The organism is Actinoplanes subtropicus (assembly GCF_000721705.1).
Taxonomy (GTDB): domain Bacteria; phylum Actinomycetota; class Actinomycetes; order Mycobacteriales; family Micromonosporaceae; genus Actinoplanes; species Actinoplanes subtropicus.
The window spans coordinates 137,624-149,727 of the sequence record NZ_JOJL01000013.1 but is presented as its reverse complement, the minus strand read 5'-3'; the positions used below and the strand labels follow the sequence as shown (position 1 = coordinate 149,727).

Here is a 12,104-nt window from a genome sequence, read left to right as displayed (position 1 = left end):
GCGCGATCAGTCACCGCCACCCGGGTGTACGCCGGGCTCGAGGCGGCCGGCCTGGTGAGCCGCGAACAGGGCCGGGGCACGTTCGTCCGCGATCTCGCCGTGCGCGCCGGGCACGGCATCGATCAGCAGGCGATCGCCGGCGACGTCATCGACCTGAACTTCAACTACCCGGCCCTGCCCGAGCAGGCCGACCTGTTGCGGCAGGCGCTGCGCGAGGTCGCCACCGCGGGCGACCTCGACGCGCTGCTGCGCTACCAGCCGCACCGGGGCCGCGCGCCGGACCGGGCGGCGATCGCCCGGCACTTGACCCGGCGGGCGGTGCGCAACGACCCCGACCGCATCCTGATCGTCAACGGCGCCCAGCACGGCCTGGCCACCACCCTGATGGCCGCTCTCGAGCCCGGCGCCGTCGTGGCGGTCGACGCCCTCACGTACCCGGGCTTCAAGATCCCCGGCCGTACGCTGCGCCTCGAGCCGGCCCCGGTGCCCGTGACCGCGCACGGCACCGACCTCGACGCGCTCGACCGGCTCTGCGCGGAGCGGCCGGTACGCGCCGTCTACACCATGCCGACCCTGCACAACCCGCTCGGCGCGGTCATGGGCGAGAGCGACCGCGCCCGGCTGGTCGGCATCGCCCGCCGCCACGGCCTTCTGCTGGTCGAGGACGCGTCCTACGCCTACCTCGTCGAGAACCCGCCGACACCGCTGGTCACGCTCGCGGCCGACATCACCTTCCATGTGTCCGGGGTGTCCAAGAGCATCGCCACCGGCCTGCGCGTCGGCTACCTCGTCGCCCCCGAACCGCTGGTCCCGGTGCTCGAACGCGCCGTCCGGGCCACCACCTGGAACACTCCCGCGCTCACCGTCGCGATCGCCTGCCGCTGGCTGGAGGACGGCACCGTCGACCGGCTGGAGATGCGCAAACGCGAGGACGCCCGGGCGCGCCAGGCGATCGCCCGGGAGGTCTTCGCCGGGCTACCGCACATCGGCCATCCCGGGTCGTACTTCCTGTGGTTGCCGTTGCCCGAAGGCGCCCGCGCGGATCGCATCGCCGCCGAGCTGGCCCGCCGGCACATCTCGGTGTCGACGGCGGAACCGTTCGCCGTCACCACCCGTGTCCCGCAGGCGATCCGCCTCGCGCTCGGCTCGGCGGACCTGGGCGCCCTCGCCGCGACGCTGCACACCGTCGCGCGGGTAGCCGGCCTCGACGCGGACCGGTAAGCCCACGCTCATTGGCCGGGGTCGGCGCCGGCGCGCCGGTATTGTCCGGGCGCCATGCCGAATCGGCGTTTGAAGGCGATGCTGAAGGCGAACGTCGAGGTGTATCCGACGCTGGTGGCGATCGCGTCCAGTGTGGAGTCACTGGCTCGCAGCAGGCGGGCCGCGGTGGTCATGCGCCACCAGGTGAGGTAGCTGAGTGGTGGCTGGCCGACGAGTCCGGTGAACCTGCGGGCGAAGGTTGCCCGGGACATCCGTGCCTGGCCGGCCAGCCCGGCGACGGTCCAGGGCCGTGCCGGTTCGGTGTGCACGGCCCGCAGCGCGGCGGCGATTCCGGGGTCGCGCAGCGCCGCCGCCCAGCCGGTGGTCTGCTCGGTGGTTCGGGACCGCTCGGCCCGAGCACGCCGACCACGTCCGGCATCTCGGCGCCGATGAGGTTGTCGACCATACGGTGGGGCCGTTCGCGTTGAGCGAGCCGGCCGATGTGGTCTTGAACTTCGCAGCGATCAACCCGGGCCGGCTGGCGGCCGTGGCCACCCAAGTGCGGCCGGGCGGTGTACTGGTGTCGGCCGCCACCGGCGTCTCGCACCTGACCGGGGCCCCGATCCGCGTCGAGCATTTCGTGGTGCGCAACGCACCGGACGACCTCGCCGCGCTCGTGAAACTGGTGGACGCCGGAACCGTCCGGGTCGAGGTCGCCGGTACGCGGCCGCTCGCCGAACTGGCCGGCGTGCACCGCGACGCCGAGGCAGGGCGGCTGCCCGGCAAGACGATCCTGGTGCCGGTCCGGGGTTAGGCGACATCCCGCGAACCTCCGCCGGGCCGCCCGCCAACCGCGCGCATCCGCCACTGAAATGCGCGATACCACGGCGTCGATCTCCGACCGCTCGGGACCTGCGCGCCCACCCATGAGGCGGCCTGCACGGCCCACCGAGTCGCTCCGGCGACACGTGGAATCCGGGTGCACGCACCTGTCGCCGATCGTGTATCGCGGCCAGGGCGGCCGTCACACCGCGTACGGCCCGCGCTGGTTCGGTGGGCGGATTTGGCCGATGTACGGGCGTCCGGCCGCTTACCGCTGTTGGCCGGCCGAACGCGACCACAGCTCCCTTTCCCTGCGGCTTTGCTCTGCTCACGTATACGCACCGAAATCGAACGCCCGCTCGATTTCGGTGCGTGTACGTGAGCAGAGCAAAGGCGGCCGGAGGTGTCCGGATTTGCCGCCGATAGTGCGCGGTGGCGGGCACGCTGCGTACACCCCGGATCGTCATATGGGCTGCTTCTGTACACCGGTCAGTTCCACCACGTAGCCAACAAAACGGAGGTCGCCAACGTTCAGGAGACCTCGTCGCCCACCGCGAAGGGTGCGCCGCAACACTGCATCTGCCAGTCATCCACCCACACTTTGATCTCCACGACCCCATTTTCTTGCTCGGCGGGACGCGGACAGGACCGCGGCGGCGACCGCGACGCCGGCCACCATGCCCGCGCCCGGCACGGCAGCCCACCACGTCCGCCGCCCCCGTACGGCGAGCGCCGCCCGGGAACTGGCATGCCACAGCAGCGACGCCGGGCCCTGCGGTACCGCGGCGCTCGCTGCGTTGCGCGCGGCTGCGCCGACCTCCCGCCCACCCCGGACAGCGCGGTCGTCCTGCTCGTCACCGAGGGAACCGCCGCCAGCGCGGCCTGACGGACGTCTCGTTGCTTATCACAAGCCTCCGCACTGGACACCTTTGGGGGGATTCCTGCAAGATCCGTGGGGGAATTCACGGGGCAGTGTCGAGGTGGCGAGTTGAACGTGGACGGCCTGCACCGGGTGGCCCCGCTGCGCCGGTCCGATCCGGAGTGGCTGGGCGGCTACCGCCTGTCCGGCCGCCTGGGCTCCGGCGGGATGGGGGTCGTCTATCTGGCCGCCGACCGCTACGGCGATCCCGTCGCGATCAAGCTGGTGCACGCGGTGCTCGCCGACGATCCGGAGTTCCTCGGGCGGTTCCGCAGCGAGGTGAACCGGGCGCGGCAGGTGCCTTCGTTCTGTACGGCCGAGGTGCTCGACGCCGATCTGGACCATCATCCGCCGTACCTGGTGGTGGAGTTCGTCGACGGGCCGAGCCTGACCGAGGTGGTGAAGGAGTACGGCCCGTTACGGCCGGCCGCGCTGCATTCGCTGGCGGTCGGGGTGGCGACCGCGTTGACCGCCATCCACGGGGCCGGCGTGATCCACCGCGACCTCAAGCCGGGCAATGTGCTGCTGGCGCCGGGCAGTCCGAAGGTCATCGATTTCGGTCTCGCCCGGGCGTTCGAGGCGACCAGTCAGCACACCCGCACCGATCAGATGGTCGGCACGGTGTCCTACATGGCGCCGGAGCGGTTCACCGCGGAGCCCGCGGTGGCGCCGACCCCGGCGGCCGACGTGTTCGCCTGGGGCTGCGTCGTCGCGTACGCCGGGACGGGTCGCACACCCTTCCACGGCGACTCGCCGTCGGCGACCGCGGCGAAGATTCTCACCCAGCCGCCGCACCTGGCGGGCCTGCCGGAACCGCTGCGCGGCGTGGTCGAGCTCGCGCTGGCGAAGGATCCGGCCGAGCGGCCGACCGCCCGCGAGATCCTGGACCTGCTGCTCGGCAACCGGCCGATGCCGGCCCCGATGCAGGAGCAGTCGCCGGCCGACTTCTTCGTCCCCGAGCCCATGCCGGAGGAGAAGCGGCCGGTCCGCCGCCGGATCCTGACCGCGTTCGCCGCCCTGCTGATCGTCGCCGGGGTGGCCACGGCGGCGCTGGTGGGCAACGCGCGGGTCCGGCCGAGCGAGGCCGTCCTGCCTGGCGCCGGCGCGGCCGCGACCGCGTCGCGCGCGCCGGTGGTGAAGGCCTCGCCGTCCCCCGCGGCCGATCCCGCGCCGGCCGACGACGGGAAACCGGTGCCGGAGGAGCCGCACGGCGGGGAGCCGATCATCCAGGATCCGCTGACCCGGGACGATCAGTGGGTGGACAGCCAGATCCAGGGCGAGAACGCCAGCTGTGTCGTCCGCGGCGTGATGCGCGTGACCCGGGCGGACCAGGGCACCTACCAGTGCATCGGCCCGAAGGAGTCGATCGAGGACGACTTCGGTGTCGCGGTCACCGTCGCACTGCAGTCGCCAGGCAGCTGCGCCGCGATCTGGTTCCACTGGGTCGCCCGCCGGGGTGGCCAGGTGTTGCGGGTGTGCCAGACCGAGTTCTCGGTGGCCGCGGACACGCCGGACGACCACCGGGTCTACCGGCGGGTGCCGCTGGCCCGGCCGATCGGGCTGGGCCGGGCGGCCCGAATCCACCTGGTCGTCCGGGACGGCGCGGCGCAGGTGTTCCGCGGTGGCACGTTCGCCGGGCAGGTCGCGCTGCCGGTGCGGGGTCCGGTCGCCGGGCAGGTACTGCTCGGCCTGAGCGCCGAAACCCCGGGCACCGGTACGCCGTACGCGGTCACCTTCGCGGCCGCCGACATCCGTTCCCTCTGAGCGGTGCCGGCGCTCACCCATCACCGGGTACCCGTTACTGTCACCGGATCGGATACGACACGTACGCGAAGCGCCTCGAGTCGGGAGCCCAGCTGTTGACGTTGATGGTTCCCTGGCCGCCGGGAACGGCGATGCGCCGCCGCGGGCGGGACCAGTCGTCGGTGCCGACGACGACGAGCTGGACGGCGAGGTCCGCCGGGTGCCCCTCGGTGCCGGTCGGGTATTCGAGGTAGACGGCGGCCCGGCCGTCCGGCGACAAATGCGGGAACCAGTCGACCGTGTCGCTCGCGACGAGCCGCTCGACCTCGCCGCCGCCGTCCGGGATGCGCGCGAGCTGGGCGTGCCCGGGGCGTTGCGCCCAGCGCTCGGTGTTGAAGTAGATCCACCGGCCGTCCGGCGACCATTCGGGGCCGTCGATGTGACCGGCGCCGGTGTCGACGAGCAGCGATTCCGAGGCGTCGTCGACGGACGTCACGGCGAGTCGGCCGGGCTCGCCGAAATCGACGATCCGGACGTACGCGAGCCGCTTGCCGTCGGGTGACACGCCGTGCAGGAAGTGCCAGACGCCGGCTTCGGAGGTCACTCGCGTGGCGGCGCCGCCGGTCAGGCCGGCGCGGTAGATGTGCTGGTCCATCGCGGACACGAAGATGTGCCGGCCGTCCGGGTCGAGGACGTGGTCGTTGTTGGCCTCGGGCAGGTCGAGGTGCTCGATGCGGGCCGGTTCCGACCCGGCCGCCGGCGCGAGGGACCAGAGGGCGCCGTTGCCGTTGAGGATGAGCGCCTGTCCGTCGGTCGTCCAGTTGGGCGCCTCGAACAGCACGTCCCGGCTCTCGTGGACGACGCTGTCCTCGCCGGTCTCGATGGTGTGCACGTGGATGCGGGCCATCTGTCCGGGCGCGAGCGAGCGATAGTAAGCCACAGGTGAATCTTCCACCGCGGGCCCGGGTATTGTCCGTCCGGTCGCAACCGGAGGAGAACCGTGAGTAGTTTGAACGACTGGAACACCGCCATCATCGAGGAGTTCCGCGCCAACGAGGGTCGCGTCGGCGGCCGCTTCGAGGGCGGGACGCTGCTGCTGCTCCACCACACGGGAGCGCGCTCCGGCACCGAACGGATCAGCCCGCTGGCCTACTTCCCGGACGGGGACCGCAAAATCATCGTCGGGTCGGCGGGTGGCGGCCCGAAGAACCCGGACTGGTTCTACAACCTCCGGGCAAATCCGCGCGCCACGGTGGAGGTCGGCACCGCGACCCTCCCGGTCGTCGCCACCGAGGTGACCGGCGACGAGTACACGAAGTTGTGGGAGCGGGTCACCACCGCCATGCCGGGATTCGCCGACTATCAGAAGCAGACCACGCGCCGCATCCCGCTGGTGGCGTTGCAGCCGCAGGCGTAGCGGCCCGGCCGGTGTGTCGGCGGTCATGGTCCCCTCTCGTTGACGCGTCATGTATTTAGCAGATAATTGACGTGTCAATAAACCGGGAAGGGCCTGACATGTCGGGAATATCGGAAATTGAGTTCGGCCTCGACACCTTCGGCGATGTGCCGGTGGACGACACCGGGAGACCCGCCTCCTACGCCGCCGCGATCCGGCAGGTGGTGGCGGAGGCGGTGCTCGCGGACGAGCTGGGCGTGGACGTGATCGCGCTCGGCGAGCACCACCGCCCGGAGTACGCGGTCTCCACCCCGGAGACCGTCCTCGCCGGCATCGCCACCCGTACCTCCCGCATCCGGCTCGCCTCCGGCGTGACCGTGCTGAGCTCGGACGACCCGGTCCGGGTGTTCCAGCGCTTCGCCACCGTCGACGCCCTCTCGAACGGCCGGGCCGAGGTCATTCTCGGCCGCGGCTCGTTCACCGAGTCGTTCCCGCTGTTCGGCTACGACCTGCGCGACTACGACAAGCTGTTCGAGGAGAAGATCGAGCTGTTCGTCCGGCTCCTCGACGAGAAGCCGGTCACCTGGAGCGGCACCACGCGGGCCGCGCTGGAGAACGCCGACGTCTTCCCGAAGACCGAGTCCGGCCGCCTGCGTACCTGGGTCGGGGTCGGCGGCTCACCGCAGTCGGTGGTCCGCACCGCCCAGTACGACCTGCCGCTCATGCTCGCCATCATCGGCGGCCCGGCCAAGCGGTTCGCCGGCTACGTCGACCTCTACCGGCGGGCCGCCGAGCAGCTGGGCACGACCGCCCACCCGGTCGGCATGCACTCGCCGGGCTTCGTCGCCGACACCGACGAGGAGGCGAAGGAGATCGTCTGGGAGCCGTACCGGGTGATCCGCGACCGGATCGGCGGGCTGCGCGGCTGGCCGCCGGTGCGCCGCGAGGAGTTCGAGGCGGAGATCGCGTACGGGTCGCTGTACATCGGCTCGCCGGAGACCGTGGCCCGCCGGATCGCCGGCGCGATCGGTGACCTGGGCGTCGGCCGGTTCGACCTGATCTACACCGCGGGCGCCCAGCCGGTCAGCGCCCGGCTGCGCTCGGTCGAGCTCTACGGCAGCAAGGTCATCCCGATGGTGCGGGAGCTGCTCGCCGACCGGCGGTGAGCGGTCTCATCGCGCCGGCTCGATCGGCGTGGGCGACCCCCCGGCACGTTCGACGATCGCGCCCAGGTGGAGACAGAGGGCCTCGTGATAGCGGCCGGCGACGATCTGGACGCCGCAGGGCTGGCCGTCCGGCGTCGGGCCGGCCGGCACCGAGAGGGCCGGCAGGCCGAGCAGGTTCACCGCGACGAGCAGGCGATGGGCGAGCCAGAGCTGGTCGGCGTTCGCGGGCCCGGCGAGGTCGAACGGCAGGCGCGGCGTCAACCGGGTGGACACGGGTCCGAGGATCGCATGGGTTTCGGCGGTGAACTGGGACCAGGCCGAGGCGATCGCGTGGCGGCGACCCAGGGCGTCGAGGAAGCCGGCGAGGTCGAGCCGGGGGACGTGGGTGATGGACTGTTCCAGATAGGTGAGGCCGCCGGCCGAGGCGTGCTTGCGCATCACTCCGTCCAGCAGGCCCTCGACGTCGGCGGTGCTCAGCGTGCGCCACAGCTCCGCCGCCGCCATCAGCTCCGGGGGCTGCCGCTCCACGATGTCGACGCCGGCGTCGGCCAGCGCGTCGGCGGCGCGGCGCACCGCGGCCGCCACGGCCGGATCCACGCCCATTCCGCCCGGGTCGGCGACCACGGTGACGGTGATCCGGTCCGGCAGGGGCAGCCGGGGCGGCGCCGGGACCCATTGCGGATCGCGCGCGTCGGGGGCGCACAACGCCTCGTACGCCGCCGCGACGTCGCCGACCCGGCGGGCCATCGGACCGTCGACGGCGAACAGTTGCAGGCTGATCGGCGGCGGCACCGGGATCGTGCCGCTGGCCGACGCGACCCGTCCCTGGGTGGGGCGCAGCCCGACCACCCCGGCGGCCGCGGCGGGCAGCCGGATCGAGCCGCCGTAGTCGTTGCCCAGGCCCAGCGGTGAGGCGCCGGTGGCCAGCGCGACGGCCTCGCCGCCGCTGGAGCCGTACGGCGTACGCGTGCGGTCCCAGGGGTTGATCGTCGGTCCGTGCAGGTCGTTGTCGGTGTGCCAGCGCATGCCGAAGTCGGGCATGTTCGTGCGCGCCAGAGGGATGGCGCCGGCCGCCCGGAGATGGGCGACGGCGGGCGCGTCCCCGGGTGCCCGCCGGTCGCGGAACAGCGGCGAACCGTCGGTGGTCGGTTCGCCGGCCACGTCGATGTTGTCCTTGACCGTGAACGGCACGCCGCCCAGCGGACCGACCGGCCGCCCGGCGGCGAGCGCCGCGTCGACCCGGTCGGCGGCCGCGAGGGCCGACTCGGCGAGGACCGCGGTGATCGCGTTCACCGCGGGGTTGACCTCGGCGATCCGGTCGAGGTGCGCCTGGACGACCCCGCGGCTGGACAGCACGCGGTCGCGGATCAGCTCCGCCAGGCGGACGGCGTCGTGCTGCCACACGGGCGAGTCACTCATCGAGGGTTCCTTTCGCTGCTTCGCCGAGGTATCCGGCGACGATGAGGGAGTGGTCGGCGCGCAGGTCGGCGGCGGCGCCCTGGGTGGTGATCTCGCCGTGCGAGAGCAGGAACCCGCGGTCGGCCACCTTCAGGGCGAGGCCGACGTGCTGCTCCACGAGCAGCACCCCGCAGCCGGAACTGTCGGCGTAGCGGCGGACGATCGGCAGCAGCCGTTCGACGATGATCGGGGCGAGGCCGAGACTGAGTTCGTCGAGCAGCAGCAGGCGGGGCTTGCGGGCCAGGGCCCGGCCGAGGGCGAGCATCTGCTGCTCGCCGCCGGAGAGCAGGCCGGCCTTGCGGTGGCGGAGATCCGAGAGGGCGGGGAAGTGGCGATAGGCCTCGTCGGCGTCCAGCCGCTCGCGCTGGTGCCCGAGCCGGAGATGCTCGGCCACGGTCAGTCCGGCGAAGATGCCCCGGCCTTCCGGTACGTGGGCGATGCCGAGGCGGGCCCGGGCCGAGGCGCGTACCCGGCCGAGCTCCTGTCCGGCGAGGGTGACCGTGCCCGCCAGGGGCTGCAGCAGGCCGGAGATCGTCCGCAGGGTGGTCGTCTTGCCGGCTCCGTTGGCGCCGAGCACGGCGACCACCTCGCCGGGAGCGACGGTCAGGCTGATGTCGCGGATCACGGGCAGTGCGTCGTAGCCGGCGCTGAGCCCGTCGAGGCGCAGAATCGGTTCGCTCATCGGCCGGCGGCCCTTCTGCTCTGATCATCGGCGCCGAGATACGCGCTCAGGACGGCCGGATCCTGCCGTACGTGCGCGGGCGGACCGGCCGCGATGACCGCCCCGAACTCGAGGACGACGACGTGGTCGCAGATCCCGAGGACCAGGCCCATGTCGTGGTCGACCAGCAGCAGCGCCGTGCCGCGGTCGGCGACCGCGCGCAGGTGCCGGCCGAGCTTGGCGCTCTCCGTGGTGTCCAGGCCGGCGGCCGGCTCGTCGAGGCAGATCAGTCGCGGCCGGGCGGCCAGGGCCCGGGCCACGCCGACGAGCTTGCGCTGGCCCTGGGAGATGGCGTGGGCCGGCGAATCGGCGAGCCCGCCCAGATCGAGCCGGTCGAGACACTCGGCGACCACGTCGTCCGGCCGCGGCCGGCGTCCCGCGGTCTGGCCCAGCGCGGCGAGCCAGGACGGATGCTGGGCGGAGACGGCCAGGTTCTCCGCGACCGTGAGGTCGTCGAAGAGCTCCCCGCTCTGCCAGGTGCGGGCCAGCCCACGGCGGGCGCGCCGGTGCGCGGGCTGGGCGGAGAGGTCGGCGCCGTCGAGGACGACCCGGCCGCCCGCGGGCGTGAAGCCGGTGACCGCGTCGATGAAGGTGGTCTTGCCGGCCCCGTTCGGGCCGATCAACCCGACCAGCTGACCCGCGGCGATGTCGAGGCTGACGCCCTTCAGCGCGTGCACCCCGCCGTAGCGGACGTCGACGGCGTCGGCCCGGAACATGGTCATGCCGTCTCCCCGGTCGCCGGGACGGTGGTGCGGACCGCGTACTTGGCCGCCTCTTTGCGGCGGTGGTGGGCGCCGGCGATGCCGTCCGGGTTGCCGACCAGGGTGAAGACCAGCGACACGCCGCCGAACAGCAGCGCCCAGGTGCCCTTGATGCCGAACCAGGTCTCCAGGGCGTGCGGCACGAGGGCCTCAGTGGAGAGCAGGCCGGCGATCACCGCCCCGGAGACCGTGGTGATGCCCCCGACGTACGCGAAACCGATCAGGCCCAGAGCGGCCAGCGCGGTGAAGCGGACCGAGCTCACGGAGGCGTAGTTGTAGGCGTAGAGCGTGCCGGCGAGGCTGGCGATGAACGAGCTGATCGCGAAGGCGGCGACCTTGACGCCGCGGACGTTGACGCCCGCCGCGGCGGCGGCCCGCTCGTTGGCCCGGACGGCGAGCATCTGCCGGCCGAGCACGGTACGGCGCAGGTGCGCCACGTACAGCCCAGCCGCCACCGCCACGCCCAGCACCAGCAGGCCGAACACGGGACTGGGCTGCTTGCCGTCCAGTCCGCGGAACGGCCCGTCGGGACCGAGATCGAGCCCGAACAGCCGTGGCGAGGAGACACCGAGGCCGCTGGTCCCGCCGAACGAGGTGTTGAGGAAGAGGGCCTGCTCGATGGCCAGCGCCGCGGCGAGCGTCAGCACCGCGAGACTCACCCCTCGTACGCGCAGGGCGGACACGCCGGCGGCGACGCCCAGCGCGGTGGCCGCCGTGGCGGCGAGCAGCACCGAGAACGGGAAGGGGACGTGCCCGCCGGCGAGACGGGCCAGCAGGAACCCGGCGGTGCCGGAGAGGGCGAGCTGCATGACCGAGATCTGGCCCAGGTAGCCCGTGATGACCACATAGGACAGCACGATGACCGCCCCGATGAGGGAGTTGGTCAGCGCCTGCCGGAAGTCGTACGGCAGGACCACGAGCGCGGTGGCGGCGACGGCCGCGGCGAGCAGCGCCGGCCGGGCCAGCCGCTCGGACGCCGGCACCGCGGGCAGCCGCCGCTCGGCGACCTCGCCGCGGGTGGGCAGGCCGGCGCCGCGCAGGAACAGCGCCACCACGATGATCCCGAAGACCAGCACCTGGGACATGCCGGGCAGGGCGTTCCCGTTGTCGGTCGGGAACCAGCTCTGCGTCGCCAGGTAGTAGAGCAGGGACTGGCCGACCCCGATGAGCACGCCGGCTGTCGCGGCGATCGTCAGCGAGCTGAAGCCGGCCAGCAACGCGGCCGCCAGCGCCGGGATCACCTGCAGCGGCAGGGTGGTCGAGTCGACCTGGATGATCGGCGCGGCCAGGATGCCCAGCAGCCCGGCGACGAGCGCGGCGACGGCGGCGTTGACGGTGGCGATGCCCTGCGTGGGCAGGCCGGCCAGCAGCGCGGCCTGTTCGTTCTCCGCGGCCGCGCGGGTGGCCAGCCCGAACCGGGTCCAGCGGTACCCGGCCGCCAGCAGGACGGTGATGCCCCCGACGATCGCGGCGAGCAGGAACCGGTCGACCGGGATGGTGACGCCCAGCAGCGGCACCGCTCCGGCGGGCAGGACGCTGGGCTCCTGCTGCGGCTGGTTGCCGAAGATGAGCAGCACCCCGGCCTGCAGGGTGAGCAGGACGCCGAGCGACGCGGCGAGCCGGGCGAGCGGGGACGCGTGGCGCAGTGGGGCGAACACGACGGCCTCGACCGCCAGGCCGACGACCAGCGCGACCGCCAGGGCGGCCGCGAAGGCGACCGGCACCGGGCAGGTCACCCCGAAGAAGCCACTGGTCAGCGCCCAGAACGCGTAACCGGACACCATCGCGACGGCACCGGTGGCGAGGTTGATCACCCCGGAGCCCCGGTACGAGACCACCACACCGAGGGCGATGGCGGCGATCAGCGCGCCCTGGCCCAGACCGAGAAGGGCGAACAGCAGCAGATTCGGCATGTGTT

General features: G+C 72.8%; 12 protein-coding genes and 1 pseudogene. 6 read left to right on the top strand and 7 right to left on the bottom strand.

The window, feature by feature from the left end:
• The first annotated feature begins 24 nt into the window (after positions 1–24).
• Positions 25–1,221: an aminotransferase-like domain-containing protein gene (locus tag IH26_RS0119445; RefSeq protein WP_084598924.1), complete on the top strand. Its 1,197-nt coding sequence runs from the start codon at positions 25–27 to the stop codon at positions 1,219–1,221.
• 8 nt (positions 1,222–1,229) lie between these two features.
• Here the strand turns inward: IH26_RS0119445 and IH26_RS62940 are convergent.
• Positions 1,230–1,586 (bottom strand): annotated as a pseudogene (locus IH26_RS62940) (helix-turn-helix transcriptional regulator); the annotation flags it as partial.
• Here IH26_RS62940 and IH26_RS61325 point away from each other — a divergent pair.
• On the top strand, positions 1,475–2,014 hold the full coding sequence (locus IH26_RS61325; RefSeq protein WP_157437269.1) for a zinc-binding dehydrogenase: 540 nt from the start codon (positions 1,475–1,477) through the stop codon (positions 2,012–2,014). The pseudogene IH26_RS62940 and the gene IH26_RS61325 sit on opposite strands and share 112 nt — an antisense overlap.
• A gap of 539 nt (positions 2,015–2,553) precedes the next feature.
• Here the strand turns inward: IH26_RS61325 and IH26_RS64520 are convergent.
• Positions 2,554–2,772 carry a DUF6578 domain-containing protein gene (locus IH26_RS64520; protein ID WP_425394387.1) on the bottom strand — a complete coding sequence of 73 codons (219 nt, stop codon included), beginning with the start codon at positions 2,770–2,772 and terminating at the stop codon, positions 2,554–2,556.
• On the opposite strand from IH26_RS64520, the gene IH26_RS59860 reads away from it, so the two are divergent.
• Complete coding sequence (locus IH26_RS59860; protein ID WP_157437268.1) at positions 2,771–2,908, top strand: hypothetical protein; 138 nt, start codon at positions 2,771–2,773, stop codon at positions 2,906–2,908. The two genes, IH26_RS64520 and IH26_RS59860, sit on opposite strands and share 2 nt — an antisense overlap.
• A gap of 108 nt (positions 2,909–3,016) precedes the next feature.
• Positions 3,017–4,705, top strand: coding sequence for a serine/threonine-protein kinase (locus tag IH26_RS57110; protein ID WP_245665320.1), 1,689 nt, complete (start codon positions 3,017–3,019; stop codon positions 4,703–4,705).
• A 40-nt stretch (positions 4,706–4,745) separates the two neighbouring features.
• Here IH26_RS57110 and IH26_RS0119420 read toward each other — a convergent pair whose 3' ends face one another.
• On the bottom strand, positions 4,746–5,624 hold the full coding sequence (locus tag IH26_RS0119420) for a TolB family protein (RefSeq protein ID WP_245665301.1): 879 nt from the start codon (positions 5,622–5,624) through the stop codon (positions 4,746–4,748).
• A gap of 60 nt (positions 5,625–5,684) precedes the next feature.
• On the opposite strand from IH26_RS0119420, the gene IH26_RS0119415 reads away from it, so the two are divergent.
• Together IH26_RS0119415 and IH26_RS0119410 are read left to right on the top strand one after the other, a co-directional pair.
• Positions 5,685–6,101 carry a nitroreductase family deazaflavin-dependent oxidoreductase gene (locus IH26_RS0119415; protein WP_030437632.1) on the top strand — a complete coding sequence of 139 codons (417 nt, stop codon included), beginning with the start codon at positions 5,685–5,687 and terminating at the stop codon, positions 6,099–6,101.
• 107 nt (positions 6,102–6,208) lie between these two features.
• The gene (locus IH26_RS0119410; RefSeq protein WP_030437631.1) at positions 6,209–7,246 is read left to right on the top strand and encodes an LLM class flavin-dependent oxidoreductase; all 1,038 of its coding nucleotides are present in this window, start codon (positions 6,209–6,211) and stop codon (positions 7,244–7,246) included.
• A 6-nt stretch (positions 7,247–7,252) separates the two neighbouring features.
• Here the strand turns inward: IH26_RS0119410 and IH26_RS0119405 are convergent, their stop codons facing one another.
• From IH26_RS0119405 to IH26_RS0119390, 4 genes are read right to left on the bottom strand one after another with little or no spacing between them, the layout of a single operon-like run.
• The gene (locus tag IH26_RS0119405) at positions 7,253–8,665 is read right to left on the bottom strand and encodes an amidase (protein ID WP_030437630.1); all 1,413 of its coding nucleotides are present in this window, start codon (positions 8,663–8,665) and stop codon (positions 7,253–7,255) included.
• Positions 8,658–9,386, bottom strand: coding sequence for an ABC transporter ATP-binding protein (locus IH26_RS0119400; protein ID WP_030437629.1), 729 nt, complete (start codon positions 9,384–9,386; stop codon positions 8,658–8,660). Before IH26_RS0119400 ends, IH26_RS0119405 begins: the two co-directional genes overlap by 8 nt.
• A complete protein-coding gene (locus IH26_RS0119395; protein WP_034215660.1) occupies positions 9,383–10,147 on the bottom strand; it encodes an ABC transporter ATP-binding protein in 765 nt (254 codons plus the stop codon). Before IH26_RS0119395 ends, IH26_RS0119400 begins: the two co-directional genes overlap by 4 nt.
• A complete protein-coding gene (locus tag IH26_RS0119390; protein ID WP_030437627.1) occupies positions 10,144–12,099 on the bottom strand; it encodes a branched-chain amino acid ABC transporter permease in 1,956 nt (651 codons plus the stop codon). The genes IH26_RS0119395 and IH26_RS0119390 overlap by 4 nt, the downstream gene beginning before the upstream one ends.
• Positions 12,100–12,104: the final 5 nt, after the last annotated feature.

Coding starts and splice junctions, on each gene's coding strand:
- IH26_RS64520 (WP_425394387.1), bottom strand. CDS start 2,772: ATGCCAGTTCCCGGGCGGCGCTCGCCGTACGGGGGCGGCGGACGTGGT.
- IH26_RS0119400 (WP_030437629.1), bottom strand. CDS start 9,386: ATGAGCGAACCGATTCTGCGCCTCGACGGGCTCAGCGCCGGCTACGAC.
- IH26_RS0119405 (WP_030437630.1), bottom strand. CDS start 8,665: ATGAGTGACTCGCCCGTGTGGCAGCACGACGCCGTCCGCCTGGCGGAG.
- IH26_RS0119390 (WP_030437627.1), bottom strand. CDS start 12,099: ATGCCGAATCTGCTGCTGTTCGCCCTTCTCGGTCTGGGCCAGGGCGCG.
- IH26_RS0119395 (WP_034215660.1), bottom strand. CDS start 10,147: ATGACCATGTTCCGGGCCGACGCCGTCGACGTCCGCTACGGCGGGGTG.
- IH26_RS59860 (WP_157437268.1), top strand. CDS start 2,771: ATGCCACAGCAGCGACGCCGGGCCCTGCGGTACCGCGGCGCTCGCTGC.